A 20,488-nucleotide genomic window follows, 5' to 3' on the forward strand; every position below is an offset into this window, starting at 1 on the left:
ATTTATTTTAGCGACGAGATTTAAATGAAATATCGACCTGACGGGGACGATAAATCCATCCTAAAATCAACAATAAAATAGAGAAGATTAAGATAGGCCAATCGCCTAAACGACTATAAAGGGTTTGACCTTGCATCGCTGGCAAGTCGCCACGCAGTACAGCACGTTTATCCGATGGTGCTTGTTTGACAATATGACCTTCAGGATTAATGAATGCTGTGACACCTGTATTGGTTGCACGAATGAACCATCGACCATTTTCAATAGCGCGCATTTGCACCATTTGTAAATGTTGTTGCGGTCCTGCAGTCCCCTTAAACCATGCATCGTTTGAAACAGTCACAAGAAAATCACTGTCTTGTGCATTACGTCTGGTGAGATTTGGATAAGCTACTTCATAGCAGATCGCAGCAGCCAAATGATGTCCTTTGATATTGAATGGTTTCTGCGTTGAAGAACCACGTGAAAAACCGCTCATTGAAGGATCATTTTGCAATGCAGGAAGAACCCAACTGAGTAATCCAGACAAAGGAATGTATTCACCAAAAGGCACTAAACGTTGTTTCTTGTATAGTCCACTTGCATCACTGCCATAAGCAATCATGGCGTTGTAATACATGGGTGCGCCATTTTGTTTTGATTCTTTCAAATCCCAATAAGGAATACCTGTAACCCAAGCTGTATCTGTATTTTTAGCTTGTTGATTCATCAACTGTAAAAAATCTGGAATATCTGTTTGGAACAGTGGAATAGATGATTCAGGCCATACAATCAGGTCACGACCCCATTCAGATTGACTGAGCTGAGCATAGATTTCTAAGGTTTTTCCTTGATACTCGGTCAGCCATTTTAAATCTTGCGGAATATTGCCCTGAATCAAAGAGACAGAAAGTGGTTTCTCATTTTTCGGTTCAACGAATTGTATAAATGAAAAAGCCCATGCCAGTACAAGAAAAAAAGCCGAAGGAATAATCCATAACCATTTTCTACGAAGAATTTCCACCAAGGCACTTGCCAGAAGAATGACCACGAAGGAAACAGCAAATACACCAAATACAGGGGCATAATGATCTAGATATCGTTCTGTAAAAGCATAACCTGCAAATAACCACGGAAAACCTGTAAATACCCATGTTTTTGCCCATTCAAATACAATCCAAATCGGTGCAAAGGTCAATGGTGTCTCAGGAAAGAAACGACGGTAAAGCCACGTTTGCACAGCAGTAAACAGACCCATGACCAAAGCCATAATGGCAATCATCAGTACGCTTAATGCAGCATGCGTATTGCCAAATTCATGGATGGATGTATACAGCCAAAAAGCACCAACAAACCATAGCCCAAAACCATAGGCCCAACCTATACCGAAGGCTTGTTTAGCAGAGCGTTCATGTAAAGACGCATATAATAATGCAGGTGACAGAATGGCTAACCACCACCAGTGAAATGGGGCTAAGGCAAAACTAAAAATTGCACCAGAAATTAGTGCAATCATCAGTGGAAAAATTAAAGGGAGCTGTTTTTGTTGTTGGGATGGATTTAGCAGCTTTTCAAAGGATGCTCTCATTTATGTACGGCTCGAATCAAATGGATGGTACGGGCATCGGCCTCAAGAATAGTAAATGTCCAATCATCAAGTTCAATGACCTGACCTTGTAAATCACTAACTAAACCAATTTCTTGAAGCAATAAACCGCCGACAGTTTCTACTTCATCGTCAGAAAAGTCTGCATTTAAAACATTGTTGAAATGTTCAATTGGTGTAAGCGCTTGAACCAACCAGCTATTTGCAGTGGTATGCGATTGATCTGGAATGATGAAATTTGCTTCTTCATCAATATTGTCGTGTTCATCTTCAATTTCACCGACAATTTCTTCCAAAATATCTTCAAGAGTCACCAAACCAGAGGTTGTGCCATATTCATCAATAACAATCGCAATATGCGTTTGCGTATTTTTGAGCATACGTAGCACTTGGTCTGAACGTGCGCTTTCTGGAACGAAAATCGGTTGACGCATCAGCGCATGTACAGTGACTTTAGAATTACGATCTTTTAAGAAGGGCAATAAATCTTTGGCCAATAAAATGCCGACCACATTGTCAGGTTCATCTGCTGAAAACACTGGAAAACGTGAATGTGCTGAATCAATCAGTACATCGAGAATATCAAGAAGTTCATCATCTTCTTGTAAACTGACCATTGACGTACGAGGGGTCATGACTTCACGAATTTTGGTTGCAGGTAGCTCAAAAATACCTTCTAACATAGCGACGGTATCTGGCTCTAATAAGCGGCGTGAATCTTGTACTAATTTTAACAGTTCATCTCGGGTTTCTGGCGCTGTACCTAACCATTTGCGTAAACCGCGCATACCCCATGATGTGCCTGATTCATCGTGCATGATCTTTCCTAAAGACTCTTTAATTTAAAAATATAATTTTTATCATACCTAAGAAAATACAGATGTCTATCTCATTAAATGAACCATTCGATGAATATAGCTTTAGGTAAAGAAATTCAACTTGAAATTTGCGAAAAGAATTTGGATGATAATCAAGTTTTATACAATAAAGAATGAAAAAAATGACAAAAAATTCAATCATTCCAAGTTTAGGGCTGCTTATTTTGACAGCATTATTCACTGTGGCACATGCTCAGCCTCAAGTTACTCATCAGTCATCTAAAGAGCCTTATTATTTTGTGAGTTTCCTTCCGAATGAACCTGCAAGGTTTTTAGGCGGATGTTCAAAAGCCTCACAAACTATCAATACTCGTACAGCTTATCGAGGCATTGATGAGCCAGTCTTGAAACGTGCAATTCGTAATAAAGTCAGACGCAGAGAAGAGTTCACTGCTATGGATTTTGTGATTGATGGAAAGCGCCGTCATGCCATTATTCTTGATCAGGCTTTTATCAAAAAACGTTGTCACGATATAGACGATGAAAACCTGAAAATTGTGGTGGATGTTTATCAGATCGATATTCAAAATGATCAAGATTTTTCACAAGTATGGGTGATTTCTAAGGTGTATCAGGATCAACCCTGATTGCAGGTTTTATTCCAACCTATGTTAAAATTAGTTATTACCTGAGTGAGTTGATTATGTCTGATTCTGTTACACCAAGCATCCAATTGAATACGCGTGGTCTGCGTTGTCCTGAGCCTGTGATGATGTTGCATCAAGCGATTCGTAAATCAAAATCGGGTGATGTGGTTGAAGTTTTTGCAACTGACAATTCAACGTCTTGGGACATTCCAAAATTTTGTATGCACCTTGGTCATGAACTGTTATTACAAGAAGAACGTTTAGATGAACAGGGTCATAAAGAATTTCATTACTTGGTGAAGAAAGGCTAGTCTAAAAGCTTTGTTAACAAAGCTTGAGGCATAAAACTTCACGAATAAAGTAAAATACAGGGGCATAAATTACCCCTTTGTTTTGAAATTTTATGTAATAGAAGTACTTGTTATAAATAATTGTTGTTCAATACTTTATATTTCACATAATACAAAAAGTCACAATTTAGGTTTACTTTTTGTTATTTAAATGCTGACTTTTTGTTTATAATGTGACCAGTTTATCGAAATAATAATGAATTCTAATAATGAATAACTTTGTCAATGATATTCAAAGAATTGTTGAAAATTTGGGGCTGACCGCACAAAAACGTGCCATCCATGTTCAATTTTCCAATTCCAACTTAAATAGCCAAGTCTTTTTACAACGCATAGACGGACAACATGCCTTAAACGAGGGGTTAAAGGCAGAACTCATCTGTCTGTCGACCAATGCGCAGATCTCTTTAAAAGAATTCATTGGCAGTCAGGTAGCCGTCGATCAAGTCACAGACAATGGCAAGTTATTCCGTACTACGGGCATTATTACTGAAGCTGCACAAGGGCAAAGTGACGGCTCACTCACCCTATATAAACTCACTCTAGAAGACCCAACTTCACTGTGGCATAAACGACGCAATAGCCGTGTGTTTATGAATAAATCTGTTGTGGATGTGGTCGATACGCTTTTTCAGGAATGGCAAAACAAAAGCCCGTTATTCGCTTCTAGCTTAAGCCTTGATATCAGCGGACTTAAAAACCAGTACGATGTCCGTCCATTCATTATGCAAAGCAATGAAACGGATTACGACTTCCTTACTCGCTTAATGCGTAGCGAAGGCATTAACTGGTTGATTGATGAAGCTCAACTGACTGTGCCGAATTCATCAGCTTCAATTGAAGCCCAAAAACTACGTTTGATCGATGACAACAGCCAATACACCGCATTAGACCGTCGTAATATTCGTTTTCATCGTAGTAGTGCCACAGAACAACAAGACAGTATCACCAGTTTTATTGGACAACGCTCCCTACAACCCACTGCTGTTCATGTACAACGCTGGCAAGCCGATGTCCTCGAACAAGAAGAAGGCGCAGGTTCAGTTCAAAGCAAACATCAACACAGTCAAAATCAAGACAATGCCAGCTTAGGCTTAGAACAAGCATGGCACTTTAGCCCAGCGTGGATGCAAGACTTAAACGGTGAAGACCAAGCCACAGCATCTAGCAACAGCCAGATTGAAAAGCTCAATCAAAACTTAAGCAACTATTATGATGCCCAAAGCAAACAATTTATCGCCAACTCTACCGTGCGTGATAGTCAGGTCGGTTATTGGTTTGAATTGAACGAACACCCAGAAATTGATCAGCACAGTGGTGCAGACAAAGAATTCCTGATTGTCGGAAAGACCTTCTATAATCAGAACAACTTACCCAAAGATCTGAATGATCAAATCAACAAGCTACTGGCACAAAGCCAATGGACGCAGAATCGTTTTAATGGTGCAGCCAGCACAAACCTGATTAGCGCCAACCCAAACGACGAACGCCAAGCCAACAGCTTAATTTTGCAACGTCGTAACGTCACTACGGTTCCAGAATATAACCCACTAGCACATCGTCCTGCGGCACATCCGCAACGTGCCAAAGTCGTAGGCCCTGCAGGTGAAGAAATCCATGTCGATGAATGGGGACGCATTAAAGTCCGTTTCTTGTTTACCCGTAACGAAGACCACCAGTTTGATGGTGGTGCAGGTACTAACAATGATGATACTGACTCGGCTTGGGTGGATGTTCTAACCCCATGGGCAGGTGAAGGCTATGGTGCACGCTTCCTCCCACGTATCAATGAAATTGTGGTGATTGACTTCTTTGATGGCAACATTGACCGACCATTCGTGGTGGGACGTATTCACGAAGCACAACGCAGTCCAACCAAGTTTGACATTAAAGGTCAACTGCCAGATACCAAAAAGTTAGCAGGGATTCGCTCCAAAGAAGTTGGGGGCGAAGGCTTTGGGCAACTGCGCTTTGATGACACCACTGGGCAAATCTCCACTCAACTGCAAAGTAGTCATGGGTCAACACAACTCAACCTCGGCAATCTCAGCCATCCTAAAGACACAGCAGAGAGCGAAGGACGAGGTGAAGGCTTTGAACTGAGAACGGATCAGTGGGGAGCGGTGCGAGCAGGACAAGGTTTATTGATATCAACCCACCGGCAAGATGAAGCCAGTGGCAACCATCTAGATGCCAATGAAGCCAAGTCACAGATTGAAAGTAGCTTAAACAACGCTAAAGCCTTAAGTGAAGTGGCGAAGAATCAGCAGACGGATCCTTTAGAAAATTTAGACAATTTAAAAGCATTTATTTCAGATTTGGATGCAGATGCTTCTGAAGAAGGACAAAGTAAAGTGAATGCATTTAAAAAAGCACTCATGCTCCTTGCTTCGCCAAATAGTATTGCCGTCAGCTCCAATGAAGATATACACATTGCAGCTGATCGACAGCTCAATATTCATGCTGGGGATAGCGTGAATATATCGACGCAGAAATCGGTTATAGCGCATGCGCAAGACAAAATTAGTCTTTTTGCAGCAAAGGAAGGGGCGAGACTATACGCTGGTAAAGGGAAAGTTGAAATACAGGCCCAAGGCGATGGTGCAGATTTAATTGCACGTAAAGGCATTCAGATTATTTCGACTGAAGATACGATTGAGGTGAAAGCCAGTAAGAAGATAGTGTTGATTGCAGGTGGTTCTCAGATTGAGATTAGTAGTGCAGGAGTATTGCCTACAACAGCTGGGAAGTTTGAGGCGAAGGCTGGGCAGCATATTTTTATACCTGGTAGTAAGACTTCATTTAATATTCCTTTATTACCAAATGTTTTATGTATTGATTGTTTAAAAAAAGCAGCGATGTCAAAGCTGCCTTTTGCTTAAACGGACTAAAAAATGAAAAAAATAAAGGGTGAGAATGTATTTTTGTTAGTTGATCCGATTTTGATTTCAGATCAAATCAAAGATATTTTAAATAAAAGTAAAAATACTCAAGTTTATAGTTTATTCGAAGGTACTATTAATAGTCATATAGATTTCTTTTCTTCACCACTGCTTTTAAATTATAAAAAATTAAACGATAGTGAGTTGGATAGTATTGTTGATTTGTGTGTACAAACAAAGTCTGCTCTTAGTATTTTTTCTTCAAAAGAAAAAATTGATAAAAAAATTGCGATATTAAAAAGAATGATGTTTCCAATAGTTAATGAAAAAATTCAATTTTTTAGATTTTATGAATTTATGTATTTTTCAAAGTTAGATGAAATTTTTGATAATAATGAAATTTATAAAAGTTTTATAGAGTTATATTTGTTAGTCGATGATTATAAGAGTTTTGAAGCGAATTATATCTTTAAAAGGGTGATCTAATGTTTATCATTGAAGATTCAGGTATGCAAGTCATCATTGAAGAAACAAGAAAATATAAACTGGTTAATATTTCTAGAGATTTTTATAAGAAATTTCAATTTTTTCAAGTAGGTCAGGAATTTTGTGAATTTAATAGAACAGTTGAAAAGAAAATTGAAAAATTAGAAAAACTAGGAATAACTCAATTAGATTGCTTGAGATTTCATTTAGATTTAATGGGAGGAATAGGCTATTCGTTCATGGAAGATAAAAACTTTGTTTGGATACAAGAGTTTTATGATGATAATGATTATCTACCCGAGTTAGATTTCACCAACAAATTAAAAGATTTTTTTAACGAATATCAAAAAGATGTTTTAGGTGGAAATTACATTTTTTTTAAAAACGCGATTAAAAACTTTGTATTACATTATGATCAATTAAGACCTGAAGAAATATATAAAGAAAAATTTAATTTTTTAAAGAAAAAAAATCATTTATTTGAAATACAAGATAATTTAGATTCTAAGGCTGAATTTCTATTTGGTATAAATTTTTTAAAAGATCATTTTTTTTCAAAAAAAATTAGTACAACTGAAGAATTAATAAAAATTTTAGGTAAATATTATGTTGAGAGTTAATTCGACTGGTACTCTGAATGATTGCACATCTGGATGCAATCAAAAATTTTTAGTGCATTTAAGACGCCCAATTTATTTTGATGAAAGTAAAGGGTTTGGGTTTGATTGGTTTAGAGCGGAATATGAACAGCCTCTAACTAAATTATTAGCTTATTCACCTATGATTGAGCCTATTTATTTAGGTAGAATTAGAGACTTGAAAGAAATGTATTATTGTGAAGGAGTGCCTAGAATAAGCCCATATGGTAAAGAATATATTCCTTCAATAATTTCAATGTTTTCGGATATTGATGAAGATGCATCTGAATATATAAAAAATAAACAAGCCAATGGATTAACTCTTGATGTAGAGGTATATGAGATTGATGCTGAATTATTTTCAGATGCGACACGCATAGAATTTATGAGTGAAAATGAATTTGTTCAAATACAACCATCATTTATTGATCTTAATTCCTTCATTTGTAATGGGAAAGCAAAGGATTTTATTCGAGATCCAAAAGTACAAATTTCTAGAAAAAATGAAAAATTTTATAGAAAAGAAAATGCAATAAATATTAAAATTATTGGCGGATATATAGAGAATTTTGAAGAAATAAAAATTATTGCACATTTTTCTGATGGATCAACACAACAAGTGGGTCAATCTGTTATTTATCCAAATAATGTATATCGTGCTATTCGTATTCAACCTGTTAAATTTCAAGTTCATAAAGTATTTAACTTACCTCAAAAGTATAAAGAAGCAATTCAATCAGTAATGGCGCAAGCTCTAATTGTCCCTATATTTGAGGAAGAGGAAACGTTTAGTATAGATACAAATATTTTTGAGCAATATGACTTTAAAGTTAGATACTTGAGAGCAAAAAATGAGCAATATATTGCCAAAGAAACAGTGAGTGAAGCAACTAACTATCTTTACAAAATGAGAGACGATATCTTAAATATATATGGCACTTATAGTCCAAATGTAGAAAATCATGTTGATGATAATCATAATCAAATTACATATCTGATATTTATAGATTTAAAATGTGGGTCTTATGCATTAGATCGTGAAAAAGAAATTGTAGAAAAGCGTAGAGATAAAGGATTAGAGATTAAAGTAGGAGAAATTTATTCTGGGTTTGGGGCTGGAGGTGTCGCTAGTCACAATTCCACAACAGGATGGGGTAATGCAACAATTATTTATGATTTCTTTATTGAAAGGCCTAATGATGCATTAAATACAGCTAATCATGAGTTAGCACATTCTTTAGGTTTAAGTCATATATTTGAAGCAAATTCGTCTGAAGCACAATTTTATCAGGCTACAACAGATAATTTAATGGATTATAGTTCAGTTACTGACGAAAATTATGAATCTCATCAAAATCCATTTAGTGGTGATGAAACGGATAAAGAATTAATAGTAGAAAATGTTCTTAACAAATTTCAATGGGAGATTATGTGTGAAGATCAAAGTATTATTATGGATTAGTTTAATCTTAAGTTCTGGTTTTTCTTATGCTTTATCACCAATAGTAAATGATACACCGCGTGAATATTCAGCTGCTCTTGAGAAAGGTATATTTATATCAAAAAATAGTATTACTAATTTTAAGGGATTAGGGGGGAAATGCTCTTTTTATCAAAATTTTATCGCATGTGGATATCCTCAAAGTGTAGTTAAAATCAGTTTTATTGATAATAAACCTGTAATATATAGATTATATTTTTCAAATGAAGATTACAAAGAGTTTGATTTAATCAAAGAGCAGATTTTAGGCTTTTTAAAATATACTGAAATCAATTATGATAAAAATAAACTTGATTTGTTTTTTAAATCCATTCACATTCCAGCAAAAGGCGATATTAAAGAATTTGATTTATCAAATGATTTAATTATTAGTTTTTATAGCCCAGATCGTTATCATAGACTTAATGATCGAAATAACCTAATTATGATTTATAAGAAAAGATAATTGTGACGAAGTCTTAACTCTCTTTAAAAGACCTTTAATGTTTGATTGATTGAGGGGTAGAGTATTTTTTAGTCAAGTTTGAAATGCTTGTGAGTGTTATTATATTTAATTCATCTATTTGCAAATAAAAAAACCCGCTTAAGCGGGTTTTTTAAACTCTATAGAATAGAAATTACATATTCGGGTAGTTTGGACCACCGCCACCTTCAGGCGTTACCCAAGTAATGTTTTGTGATGGATCTTTAATATCACAAGTTTTACAGTGTACACAGTTCGCTGCATTAATTTGGAAACGCTTCGAACCGTCATCATTTTCCATAATTTCATAAACACCCGCAGGGCAGTAGCGCTGTGCAGGCTCATCCCATTTTGGTAAGTTTACATTTACAGGAATTGAAGCATCCGTCAATTTCAAATGCGCAGGCTGATTTTCTTCATGTACCGTGTTAGAAACGAATACTGAAGACAAACGGTCAAAGGTGAGCTTGCCATCTGGTTTTGGATAATTCGGCTTAAAGCTTACAGCATCTACGGTTTTAATTGCTTTAAAGTCAGGTGTTAAATCGTGCAATGTAAATGGTACTTTAAACACGTTCTGATCGATAAAGTTAAATGCGCCACCCATCCATTGACCAAATTTATGCATTGCAGGGCCAAAGTTACGCGAGTTATATAACTCTTCTTTCAGCCAGCTGTTATTAAATTTGTCAGTATAAGACGTGAGTTCTTTTACGAAGAAATCTTCACCTTCCAATGGACGTGCAACCGCAAGATCACCACCTTTTTCAACACCCGATTGAATTGCTTCAAATACCGCTTCACCTGCCAACATCCCAGACTTCATTGCTGTATGAGAGCCTTTGATTTTAGCGAAGTTCAAGAAACCAGCGTCATCACCAATGAGGCAGCCACCTGGGAAAGTTAATTTTGGTAAAGAGTTGAAACCACCTTTTACTACGGCACGAGCACCGTAAGAAATACGCTTACCACCTTCTAAATACTGTTTAATCAGTGGGTGTGTTTTCCAACGCTGCATTTCCATAAATGGATACATGTGTGGATTTTCATATGATAAGTCCACAATCATACCCAAAGTCACTTGGTTGTTCTCAGCATGGTATAACCACCAACCACCTGAAGAACCCGTTTCATTGAGCGGCCAGCCTGCACCATGCATTACCAAACCTGGTTTGTGTTTTGCAGGGTCAATTTCCCAAAGTTCTTTAATTCCGATACCGTAGTGCTGAGGATCAGCATCTTTATCAAGATTAAATTGTGAGATGAGGCGTTTACCTAAGTGACCACGGCAACCTTCAGCAAATAGTGTGTATTTGGCATGCAGTTCATAACCTGGGGTAAAGTTAGCCGTTGGCTCACCATTTTTTCCAATACCCATATCACCGGTTTGAATACCTTTGACTGTACCATCTTCATGGTAGAGAATTTCAGAAGCTGCAAAGCCTGGGAAAATTGAAACTTCTAACTCTTCGGCTTTTTGACCTAACCAACGAACCACGTTCCCTAAAGAGATCACGTAGTTACCATCGTTGTGCATGGTTTTTGGTACCATCCAGTGAGGAGCTTCTTTAGAAGTTGTTTCAGAAAGAAGGAAGAAAGTTTTATCTTCAGTCACAGGAACGTTTAAAGGTGCGCCTTCTTCTTTCCAGTTTGGGAACAACTCATTGATTGCACGTGGTTCAAGTACAGCACCAGAAAGGATGTGTGCACCGACTTCGGAGCCTTTTTCGACGACACAAACTGTTAAATCGTTTAGGTTATTTTCAATTGCAAGTTGACGTATTTTAATTGCAGCGGAAAGACCAGCAGGGCCTGCACCTACAATAACGACATCAAACTCCATCGATTCACGTTCGATGTGTTCCATAAAGGACTCCTCATACTGTTATAGGTGGCAACCGTTGTCCTGTGTTTAAAATGAACACAAATCGGTGCTGCCATGAGTGTTCTTAATTCCTAGGTACAATTAAGCTATCATACCTTTTATATAATTTGCGCTAGTATAGTTTTAATCCTTGATCTAGCCAATTGGCTGAGTCGTTTTATTTTTTCGTCAGCAAGGCATAAACCATGGTAAAACAAAATGATTCTACATCGGCAGTGAGTAAAACTCTTACATCTGATGATAAAAACTTAAACAGTATTGCACAATACCTAAAAGATGCACAGCCAAGTCACAAAAGGTCAATACCTCCATTAGATCAATGGCATCCAAAGCATTGTGGCAAAATGGATTTGAAGGTAAAAGCCAATGGTGAATGGTGGCACGAAGGTCAATTGATTAAACGACAAAGCCTTCTGGATCTTTTTTCCACGGTACTTTGGAAAGAAGAGGGTAAATTTTATTTAAAAACTCCAGTGGAACAAATTGAAATTGAAGTTGAAGATGTGCCTTTATTGGTCAATCAGGTGGATCGTGTTGAAATAGAAGGGCAAAGCTATATTCAACTGACCACGACCAACCAAGACGTGATTATTGTCGATGAGGCGCATCCGATTTTCATGCGTGAATATGCGAGTGAAATGCGTCCTTATGTGCATGTTCGTTTTGGTATCAATGCACTCATTCAACGTGCGACTTTTTTTCATTTGGTGGAAATGGGTGAATTAGTGGAAAATGAACATGGAGAATCTGTTTTATCGCTACAAAGTGGTAATTTACACTTGCAATTAGGCACTTGAGGTTTAAGCTTTGCTCATCCAATTCAACTCACAAAGTAGTCGCTGAGATGTCTGCCATTTTACCCTTATCACCTTTAAATGATCCTATGCCTCATGCAGAGGCCAATGCACCCATTGGAATCTTTGATTCTGGGATTGGTGGCTTATCTGTGGCTTTAGAAATTGCACGCTATTTACCCAACGAACGCATCGTCTATTATGCCGATACAGCACATGTACCTTATGGTCCTCGTAAGGATCAGGAAATCCGCGAATTGACTGCACATGCAATTGAGTGGTTGTATCGTCAAGGATGTAAAATTGCCGTGGTGGCATGTAATACTGCATCTGCATTTAGTCTGGATTATTTACGTGAGCATTATGGTGAAAAGTTTCCGATTGTTGGCCTTGTACCAGCCCTAAAACCAGCCGTTCTACAAAGTAAAAGCAAAGTGGTTGCTGTATTGGCAACGCCTGCAACATTTCGTGGTAAATTGATTAAAGATGTCATGAAAAATTTTGCAGAGCCTACAGGTGTTCAGGTGCTGAATTTGACCTGTTTAGATCTGGTTCCTTTCGTTGAGGCTGGCTTGCAACAAAGCGAAGCATGTCATGCAAGCCTTCGTGCTGTTCTTGACCCAGCCGTAGCACAAGGTGCAGATTATCTTGTTCTGGGTTGTACGCATTATCCATTTTTAAAAAATACAATTCGTGAATTGTACGGAGATACGTTCACAATGGTCGATTCAGGTGTGCCAGTCGCCCGTCAAACAGCACGTATTCTATTGAAAGGTCAACTTATTTCAGATCAAATAAACAATGATCATGTTCGTTTAGAGTGTTATGTAAGTGGGCAAAATGCTGAAGAGTTAAAACCAGTCATGAATTGTTTAATAGATTTTGAATTGTCATGGTCAATCGACAATATTGTTGATAAAATGTGCTAATTGGTTCAGCATACGTAAAGTGCATCAAAATTAAAAAAATAACGCTGAGTTTGCTTGAAAATTTTTAATTGGGTATTTATATAAAGTAAATAAAGGAACGGGTTTAGCTATGCTTGACAAGCGTTACCAAGTTTTTATCACGACTTCTGGTAAAGAGATGCAACCCGAGAGAGTTGTTATCTCTCAGACATTGATTGGTATTGGTTTTTTTTCTTGGGGATTAGAACAAAGAACACCTCTCAGTACTGCTTTTGCACGACGTCAAATTGATGATTGTGACTACGTCCTTTTGCTTTTAGGTAGCCAATATGGTGAACAATCGGTTTCTGGGGTCAGCTATTTACAACTAGAATATATTTATGCAGTTACGAAGCAAAAGCCTGTCATTGTATTTATGCACGAAAGCCCTGATACACGTGATCCTGAATTACAAGAATCCAAGCAAGCGCTAAAAGATAAATTTCACGAGTTTCGCAATCAATTGCAAAAAGAAGTGGAGCAAGTGGTGACCTATCGCACTTTGCGTGATTTAGAACTTGCGGTTCGCTCGTATATGCCACAGATGCTAGAGCGATACCCAGTTTTAGGTTGGGTGCGACCACAAAGTATTCAATCTCTACAAGATGAAATTGATCGTTTGAAATCTAAGTTGAAGAAGGTCGAAATGAGTCAGGGAAAAGTGGATGATGATCCGTTCTTATCTCTACCTAAAGTGACCTTAAATGATACTTTAAGTTTTGAATACAAAATGCATGCTTATCAAGATGGTAATTTTAAAGAGTTATCCGCCATTCGAGAAATGAGTTGGGCAGATATTTTTCAAGTCTTGTCGAGTGAGTTTGTGCAAGCATTGCCTGAAGAGTATTTTTCGAGGGTGCTCAATCAGTATTTAAACAAAACCGGTTTGGTTGATGCACAGACCCAAATGCCACGCGCACATGCGGTATCTCGTGCACAAATTAATATTCGTTCATTGCATATTATCAAGCAACAAATGCGTCAAAATGATTGGATTGTGCCCGTAGGTCGAGATGAACGACAGCGCATGTTGTGGCAAGTCACAGAAAAATCTCTGAAACATCTCAAAGACTTAAAACTATTGGATAAACAAATCACCGCATTTTAAATTCTCCCAATCATAGAGATTGGTATTTCCGTATTATTATTTGCAAAGAGTCTGATAAAGTACCGTGGTCAAAATTGAACTGTAAGAGTGAAGTCATGACTTTATCTAAACCGAAAGTAACCGTCATTGTTGCAAATTTAGGTACGCCAGATACACCTACAGTGCCAGATGTTCGTCAATTTTTAAAACAGTTTCTATCTGACCAGCGTGTCATTGAAATTCCATCTTTTATATGGAAAATTATTTTACATTGTTTTGTTTTACCGTTTCGTCCAAAACGTGTCGCTGGAGCCTATGCACAAGTTTGGTCTAAAGATTCCCCCATGCGTGAGATCTTATTTCAACAGGTTGAACTGATCAAAACCAAGCTTCAACCGCGGAATACCGATTTTGATTTAGAGATTGTGCCTGCAATGACGTATGGCAATCCTGGAATTTCGGGAGCGCTTGAGCAAATTTCTGAGCGTCAGTCAGACCATGTGATTTTATTTCCATTATTTCCTCAATATTCGGCGACTTCAACAGCGCCATTATATGATGCAGTCTCAAAATGGGTATTAAAGCAACGTAATTTGCCCGGTTTAACGTTAATCCGAGATTACTATCAACATCCGAAATTTATTGAGTCGATTGCACAAAGTGTTCGTGACTATCAGGCTGAACATGGTCAAGCTGAAAAGTTATTGATGTCCTTTCATGGCATACCTCAACCTTATGCAGATAAAGGTGATCCCTATGCAGATCGTTGTCGTATGACTGCTCAAAAAGTTGCAGAACACTTGGGTCTGAAGGATGATCAATGGGGCATTAGTTTCCAATCTCGATTTGGTAAGCAAGAGTGGGTTAAACCGTATACAGATGTCATTTTGAGTGAATGGGCAAAGAAAGGTGTTCAATCTGTTCAGGTGCTCAGTCCTGCATTTTCAGCAGATTGCTTGGAAACTTTGGAAGAGCTTGCAATGCAAAATGCTGAACTTTTCCTCAGTGAGGGGGGTGCACAATATGCTTACATTCCAGCCTTAAATAGTCGAGATGACCATATTGATTTATTGAGCGATTTTGTTCAAGCTCATCTAGATGCTTTAAAACAGACATTGAAGCATTAATCATTATTTTAGGACTTCACCATTATGCTACAAGTTAAAATTGTTCCTGTGACCGCATTTGCACAGAATTGCTCGATTGTTTGGGATTCTGAAAGCAAAGATGCCATTTTAATTGATGCAGGTGGTGATGCGGACAAGCTAAAAAGTGAGGTTGAGGCTTTAGGTCTCAATGTTAAAGCACTTTGGTTGACGCACGGACACTTAGATCATGCAGGTGCTGTTGGTGCTTTAAAGAAAGTATGGAATGTTCCGGTGATTGGTCCACATAAAGAAGATGCTTTTTGGCTCGACATGATTCAAGAAGTGTCTGCACGTTATGGTTTTCCTATTCCTGAACCAGTGATTGTCGATCAATGGCTTGAAGGTGGGGAAGTCCTTAAATTGGGCGATGAACAATTTGAAGTTCGATTTGCACCAGGTCATACCCCTGGTCATGTTATGTTCTACAATGCCAATAATGGCGTACTTTGGACAGGCGATGTTTTGTTTAAAGGTTCAATCGGGCGTACAGACTTCCCTAAAGGTAATCATCAGCAATTGTTAGATTCGATTCAAAGAGAATGTTTTACTTTGCCTGATGAAACGCAGTTTATTTCTGGACATGGACCACTGAGTACCATTGGACATGAAAAGAAATTCAATCCATTTGTTGCCAGTAAAGCGGGTTGAAGTTCTGTACTCAAGCTAGAATTAGAATCAAGACCTAAGTGAAAGATAAGGATATGATTGAATAAGTTGGACTCAGTTAATATCCTTTATCCATCATGTAATATGATGCAGTTTTTATTGCTCTTAAACGGCTTTAGGCTTTTGTTTCTAAGGCCATGAGGACACATGCAAGTGCAAACAACATACCGATCATAAGCAATAAACTATCAAAGATTACAATACCAAATCCGAGAAAAGTGAGAGCGAGTAAGACGAAAATATAGAATGCGATGTTATAGACCATATCAAACATGTTAAACGAACTTTTTTTTGAAGGAGACAATTTATTATAAGATTAAAAATGTGAAATGTGTCACATTAATGTAATAATTATGATAAATAATTCACCTAATTTATTTTATTTCTCATCAATCGTTCAAAGAATAACATCAAATAAACCGCTATAAGGTGGCTTTGCCACGATGATCATAGTTCACATCAAGAATAGTGAAGACACTATTCTTGAAAAAAGTTAAAAAAATGAAAACTTATTCGTGAAATTCACCCTGATCGGCTTGCGGCGAATCTTCAGTTGGAATTTTATAGTCATCATTGGCCCAAGCACCTAAGTCAATCATTTTGCAACGTTCACTGCAAAAAGGTCGATATTCATTATTTTCCCAAGTGCTTGGTTTTCCACAACGAGGGCAAGGGAAGGTACGAGGCATAATGGCTCCAAAGCAAAGGATTAAACGGAACAAATAGGCAAATACATTCAGAATTGCTAGACTTGCACAGATTTTACTTAGTTTGATCTGATTATGCCGATTCGTCAATTTCAAGCACAGCGTATGCATGCACCCCGTGATTTTCAAAGTATCGCCAATCTTCCAATTTGTGTGGAAATTGGGGCGGGCAAAGGCAAACATGCATTATTGTTTACTGAGCAAAATCCAGAGCATCAACTGATTGCGATTGAGCGTACACGGGAAAAGTTCTTGGCTATGCAAAAGCAACATAGTATTGAAGGGCAAAGCAACCTTCAGCCGATTCATGCAGATGCTCTACCTTGGGTCGTACATGCTTTGTACCCGAAACAAGTACAACAGTTCTTTATTTTATATCCAAATCCTGAGCCACATAATCCCGCTCAGCGTTGGTTAAATATGCCTTTTTTTGAGTTTTTAATTTCCAGATTGCAAAGCAATGGCTCAATTACGTTGGCCAGTAATATTCCAGAATATATTGAAGAAGCGGAACAACAGCTTAAAAAAATTTGGAATCTGCCTTATGAAAAGCAGGTGATTGCCAAAGATTCAGCACGTACCCATTTTGAAGTGAAATATTTGGAGCGAGGTGAATTGTGTCAGCAATTGATCATCACCAAGCCTGAATCTTACCAAACTCGTTTTGACGATTTTCAGCCTTTACAAGGTCAAAATGCACAGGACACGGTGTAAATGTCCAAGCCAAAAATTGCGATTATTGGGGCAGGACCTGCAGGTCTCATGGCAGCAGAAGTGCTGGCTCAATATGATTATGAGCTTCATGTTTATGAGCAAAAACCTTCTGCGGCTCGTAAATTTTTAATGGCAGGAAAAACTGGACTGAATATTTCACATGCTGAAAATATTACTCAGTTCATCAATCGTTATGACCATGCTGAATGGTTAAAACCTTGGATTGAGCAATGGGATGCGACGTGGATTCAAGCTTGGATGAAAGACCTAGGGATTGAATCTTATGTGGGTTCATCTGGGCGTATTTTTCCCATTGAAATGAAAGCTGCACCATTACTTCGGGCATGGTTGAAAAGACTCGCTGAACATGGCATTCAGTTTCACTATCGTCATCAAGTCAAAGATTTGATTGATAACCAACTCACCATTGAAAATTTAGCCGAGCAAACAGAATTTTCTGAACGTTTTGATGCAATTGTTTTAGCCTGTGGCGCTGTCTCTTGGTCTCGTTTGGGCAGTGATGGCGCTTGGCAACAATGGTTAGATTCGGCTGAAATAGAACCTTTTCAAGCCAGCAATGCAGGTGTTGAACGGGCGTGGTCTAAATTTATGCAGCCTGTTTTTGGTGAACCTTTGAAACGTGTAGATGCATGGGTAGAAGGTGGTCACAAAAGTTCAGGCGATATTGTCATCACGCATTACGGTTTAGAAAGTGGTTTGGTTTATAAACATGGACGTGCATTAAGAGCTTTAAGCAAACAGAATAACCCAATGTTTATTTATCTGGATTTATTGCCAGATCAAACCGTTGGGCAATTGGCAGAAAAGTTAAAACCGAATAGAAAACAAAGCACCTCAAATCTATGGCGAAAAGCTGGCTTAGATGTAGCAAAATCAAATCTATTACGTGAGGTGGTTGATAAAGCGTTGTGGAATGATCCTTTGGTTTTGGCGAAGCAAATTAAGTCATTAAAAATTGAGTTAAACGGTTTTCGACCGATTGAAGAAGCGATTAGCTGTGCGGGAGGCATCAAGCAAACGATGTTGACAACTGAATTACAGTTAAAATCCAATCCAAGTATTTTTTGTTGTGGTGAAATGCTGGACTGGGATGCACCAACGGGTGGTTATTTACTCACAGCTTGCTTTGCTACAGGACGTGCGGCAGGGTATGGCGTACATCGTTATTTGCATACAAAAAACTGAAAAATTGACGTTATTTTATACAAGTTGCTGTGCTAATCTGATTTAAATTTTCAAAATAAATTGAACAGATGACAGTAAATAAAATGTACCAAGGAAGTTGTTTGTGTGGTGGTATTCGTTATGAAATTCATGGCGAAATAGGTGAAATTATCCAATGTCATTGTCAGCGGTGTCGTAAATCCAACGGCACGGCTTTTGCCACCAATGCACCCGTTAAAAAGACTGAATTTAAATTTGTACAAGGCGAACATCTATTAAAATTTTTCAGTTCTTCTGAAGGTGTTGAACGTGGTTTCTGTATGCAATGTGGTTCACCCATTATTGCCAATAAAAGTTCAGCACCAGAATACTATCGATTGCGACTAGGGACTTTAGATACGCCTGTTGAACATAAGCCTCGCTATCATGTTTTTACATCGCATAAAGCTGAGTGGGATCAAATTTGTGATGATTTAAAACAGTTCCCAGAGTGGCCAGAATAAATCAGCTATAAAATAAAATGCTTGGAATGAAAGATTAAAAAAAGAGATCGGATGATCTCTTTTTTGGCATTTTAAATGACAATTTTAAATCGACATTTTTGCTTATTTTGCGGTGAGAGCAGCGCCTTCAAATTCAACACCATCCCAACCATTGATCATAAATTGGCGAATATTTTGATGATCTGTCGCTTCTGGGGCTGCGAGTACAGCCGCATAGTGTTCAGCGAACAAACTTAAAGTATCTTCTACATTAAGATCATTTAATTTTGCGAATGAAAACACTTTAGCACTACCTTGGTTTTCCGTTGCAGCATTGGCTTGTTGACCATTTTTAAAAGCTGTTGGTGTGTGATTAAATTTTGAATCAATATAAGCAATCACATCTGCAAATTTTGCTTCGCCTGCTTTTAGCTGCGCCAATAATACCTGTGCCATGTCGATCAATCCTTTTTAGGTTTAAAACTGGCTACATCTTAGCGAAAAAAGAGCGTCATTCAAATCTAATCTTGCTTATCGTATCTATAGCAAAATCAATAAAACAATCAGGAAATACATGGCGAAAATTGTAAAAACAGTCAACAATAGACTGAGTTCATCATTTTAAAAATAGAGTATCTATATGAATTGGTTACTGGTTGCATGTGGCGGTGCTATTGGTGCAAGTTTGCGCTACGGCGCTGGACTGATCATTACAAAACCGCAAAGTTTATTTCCATGGACTACATGGTCGGTGAACCTATTTGGATGCTTACTAGCAGGTATTTTTTTCGCCTTTACACTGCGGTATCCAAGCTTACAAAATGAAGCACGGTTATTTTTAATGGTAGGAATTTTAGGAGGCTTTACCACATTTTCAAGTTTCGGATTGGAAACCTTTCAACTCATCCGTCAAGGGCAGTTGAGCATTGCAATGGTCTATGCATTATCGAGTCTAGTTTTAGGCGTGGTGATATTGGCGCTTGGCTTTTACCTCACTCAACTCTGTATTGCTGCAAAATAAAAATCAATCTCTTATAAAAATGCTAATCTAAGATGCAAAAAAAAGTCTAAGCAGGAGGAGCATGCTTAGACTGAAAAATGAGTTTGTACAACTAAATGTTTTCATCCTGACGGTTATGGCAAATGCCAACAGACCCTAAGCTTGATAATGAAAGTCTTAACCTTAAACTTGAATAAACGTATAAAGCATTAACGTTTGAAACGAGCGAAACGTTTATTGAAGTTAGCGACACGACCATCACTGCTGGCTTGACGCATTTCACCTGTGTAGAACGGATGTGATGCACTGGAAATATCGAGTGTCACATAAGGATAGGTTTTGCCTTCATATTCTTTGGTTTGATTCGTTTGTAAAGTGCTACGAATCACAAAATAGGCATTGGCATTGGTATCATGAAATAACACTTCTTGATATTCGGGATGAATTCCTTCACGCATGGCGAACCTCTGTGATTATCATTTATCTATGTAATGTTATAGTAT

22 protein-coding genes are annotated in these 20,488 nt (G+C 37.8%); 16 read left to right on the top strand and 6 right to left on the bottom strand.

The genetic code is table 11. The annotated features are described in order from the left end of the window. Nucleotides 1-7: 7 nt before the first annotated feature. A complete protein-coding gene (lnt, locus tag G8E00_RS01790; RefSeq protein ID WP_166221591.1) occupies nt 8-1,567 on the bottom strand; it encodes an apolipoprotein N-acyltransferase in 1,560 nt (519 codons plus the stop codon). Beyond that, the gene (locus tag G8E00_RS01795; protein WP_166008674.1) at nt 1,564-2,403 is read right to left on the bottom strand and encodes an HlyC/CorC family transporter; all 840 of its coding nucleotides are present in this window, start codon (nt 2,401-2,403) and stop codon (nt 1,564-1,566) included. The genes lnt and G8E00_RS01795 overlap by 4 nt, the downstream gene beginning before the upstream one ends. Nucleotides 2,404-2,585: 182 nt before the next feature. Here G8E00_RS01795 and G8E00_RS01800 point away from each other — a divergent pair, with 182 nt between their 5' ends. The 7 genes from G8E00_RS01800 to G8E00_RS01830 all read left to right on the top strand — a co-directional run bounded on the left by G8E00_RS01800 (nt 2,586) and on the right by G8E00_RS01830 (nt 9,352). Beyond that, the gene (locus G8E00_RS01800; RefSeq protein ID WP_166221593.1) at nt 2,586-3,050 is read left to right on the top strand and encodes a hypothetical protein; all 465 of its coding nucleotides are present in this window, start codon (nt 2,586-2,588) and stop codon (nt 3,048-3,050) included. A 56-nt stretch (nt 3,051-3,106) separates the two neighbouring features. Further along, complete coding sequence (gene tusA, locus G8E00_RS01805; RefSeq protein WP_166221595.1) at nt 3,107-3,361, top strand: sulfurtransferase TusA; 255 nt, start codon at nt 3,107-3,109, stop codon at nt 3,359-3,361. A gap of 248 nt (nt 3,362-3,609) precedes the next feature. Then, a complete protein-coding gene (locus G8E00_RS01810) occupies nt 3,610-6,282 on the top strand; it encodes a type VI secretion system Vgr family protein (RefSeq protein WP_166221597.1) in 2,673 nt (890 codons plus the stop codon). Nucleotides 6,283-6,294: 12 nt separating this feature from the next. Next, the gene (locus G8E00_RS01815) at nt 6,295-6,768 is read left to right on the top strand and encodes a DUF4123 domain-containing protein (RefSeq protein ID WP_166221599.1); all 474 of its coding nucleotides are present in this window, start codon (nt 6,295-6,297) and stop codon (nt 6,766-6,768) included. After that, nucleotides 6,768-7,388 (top strand): hypothetical protein, encoded by a 621-nt coding sequence (locus G8E00_RS01820; RefSeq protein WP_166221601.1) that lies wholly within the window; start codon nt 6,768-6,770, stop codon nt 7,386-7,388. The genes G8E00_RS01815 and G8E00_RS01820 overlap by 1 nt, the downstream gene beginning before the upstream one ends. After that, nucleotides 7,375-8,868 (top strand): zinc metalloprotease, encoded by a 1,494-nt coding sequence (locus G8E00_RS01825; protein WP_166221603.1) that lies wholly within the window; start codon nt 7,375-7,377, stop codon nt 8,866-8,868. Before G8E00_RS01820 ends, G8E00_RS01825 begins: the two co-directional genes overlap by 14 nt. Further along, nucleotides 8,840-9,352, top strand: coding sequence for a hypothetical protein (locus G8E00_RS01830; RefSeq protein ID WP_166221605.1), 513 nt, complete (start codon nt 8,840-8,842; stop codon nt 9,350-9,352). The genes G8E00_RS01825 and G8E00_RS01830 overlap by 29 nt, the downstream gene beginning before the upstream one ends. Before the next feature lie 172 nt (nt 9,353-9,524). Here the strand turns inward: G8E00_RS01830 and G8E00_RS01835 are convergent, their stop codons facing one another. Then, entirely contained in the window at nt 9,525-11,237 is a 1,713-nt protein-coding gene (locus tag G8E00_RS01835) for an electron transfer flavoprotein-ubiquinone oxidoreductase (protein WP_166221607.1), read from the bottom strand. Nucleotides 11,238-11,440: 203 nt separating this feature from the next. Here G8E00_RS01835 and G8E00_RS01840 point away from each other — a divergent pair, with 203 nt between their 5' ends. The 5 genes from G8E00_RS01840 (at nt 11,441) to G8E00_RS01860 (ending at nt 15,879) form a co-directional block, all read left to right on the top strand. Further along, a complete protein-coding gene (locus G8E00_RS01840) occupies nt 11,441-12,052 on the top strand; it encodes a DUF1285 domain-containing protein (protein WP_166221609.1) in 612 nt (203 codons plus the stop codon). 47 nt (nt 12,053-12,099) lie between these two features. Next, on the top strand, nt 12,100-12,978 hold the full coding sequence (gene murI / locus G8E00_RS01845; RefSeq protein ID WP_166221611.1) for a glutamate racemase: 879 nt from the start codon (nt 12,100-12,102) through the stop codon (nt 12,976-12,978). A gap of 109 nt (nt 12,979-13,087) precedes the next feature. Continuing rightward, nucleotides 13,088-14,104, top strand: coding sequence for a DUF4062 domain-containing protein (locus G8E00_RS01850; RefSeq protein ID WP_166221613.1), 1,017 nt, complete (start codon nt 13,088-13,090; stop codon nt 14,102-14,104). 95 nt (nt 14,105-14,199) lie between these two features. Further along, on the top strand, nt 14,200-15,210 hold the full coding sequence (gene hemH, locus G8E00_RS01855) for a ferrochelatase (protein WP_166221615.1): 1,011 nt from the start codon (nt 14,200-14,202) through the stop codon (nt 15,208-15,210). 24 nt (nt 15,211-15,234) lie between these two features. Further along, a complete protein-coding gene (locus G8E00_RS01860) occupies nt 15,235-15,879 on the top strand; it encodes an MBL fold metallo-hydrolase (protein ID WP_166221617.1) in 645 nt (214 codons plus the stop codon). A 527-nt stretch (nt 15,880-16,406) separates the two neighbouring features. Here the strand turns inward: G8E00_RS01860 and G8E00_RS01865 are convergent. Then, a complete protein-coding gene (locus G8E00_RS01865; RefSeq protein WP_166008661.1) occupies nt 16,407-16,586 on the bottom strand; it encodes a DNA gyrase inhibitor YacG in 180 nt (59 codons plus the stop codon). A gap of 87 nt (nt 16,587-16,673) precedes the next feature. Between G8E00_RS01865 and G8E00_RS01870 the strand changes: the two genes are divergently transcribed. From G8E00_RS01870 to G8E00_RS01880, 3 genes are all read left to right on the top strand, one after another. Continuing rightward, nucleotides 16,674-17,318: a class I SAM-dependent methyltransferase gene (locus tag G8E00_RS01870; protein ID WP_171522908.1), complete on the top strand. Its 645-nt coding sequence runs from the start codon at nt 16,674-16,676 to the stop codon at nt 17,316-17,318. Next, a complete protein-coding gene (locus G8E00_RS01875) occupies nt 17,319-18,524 on the top strand; it encodes a TIGR03862 family flavoprotein (RefSeq protein ID WP_166221621.1) in 1,206 nt (401 codons plus the stop codon). Between the two features lie 68 nt (nt 18,525-18,592). Then, nucleotides 18,593-19,006, top strand: coding sequence for a GFA family protein (locus tag G8E00_RS01880; protein WP_166008658.1), 414 nt, complete (start codon nt 18,593-18,595; stop codon nt 19,004-19,006). A 102-nt stretch (nt 19,007-19,108) separates the two neighbouring features. On the opposite strand, the gene G8E00_RS01885 is transcribed toward G8E00_RS01880, so the two are convergent. Next, on the bottom strand, nt 19,109-19,441 hold the full coding sequence (locus G8E00_RS01885) for a HopJ type III effector protein (protein WP_166221623.1): 333 nt from the start codon (nt 19,439-19,441) through the stop codon (nt 19,109-19,111). A gap of 184 nt (nt 19,442-19,625) precedes the next feature. On the opposite strand from G8E00_RS01885, the gene crcB reads away from it, so the two are divergent. Continuing rightward, nucleotides 19,626-20,006 (top strand): fluoride efflux transporter CrcB, encoded by a 381-nt coding sequence (crcB, locus tag G8E00_RS01890; RefSeq protein ID WP_166221626.1) that lies wholly within the window; start codon nt 19,626-19,628, stop codon nt 20,004-20,006. A 188-nt stretch (nt 20,007-20,194) separates the two neighbouring features. On the opposite strand, the gene G8E00_RS01895 is transcribed toward crcB, so the two are convergent. Continuing rightward, nucleotides 20,195-20,443, bottom strand: a complete 249-nt coding sequence (locus G8E00_RS01895; RefSeq protein WP_166008655.1) for a type B 50S ribosomal protein L31 — start codon at nt 20,441-20,443, stop codon at nt 20,195-20,197. Nucleotides 20,444-20,488 lie beyond the last annotated feature (45 nt).

Origin of the sequence: Acinetobacter shaoyimingii, assembly GCF_011578045.1 — a bacterium.
In the GTDB taxonomy this organism is placed as follows: domain Bacteria; phylum Pseudomonadota; class Gammaproteobacteria; order Pseudomonadales; family Moraxellaceae; genus Acinetobacter; species Acinetobacter shaoyimingii.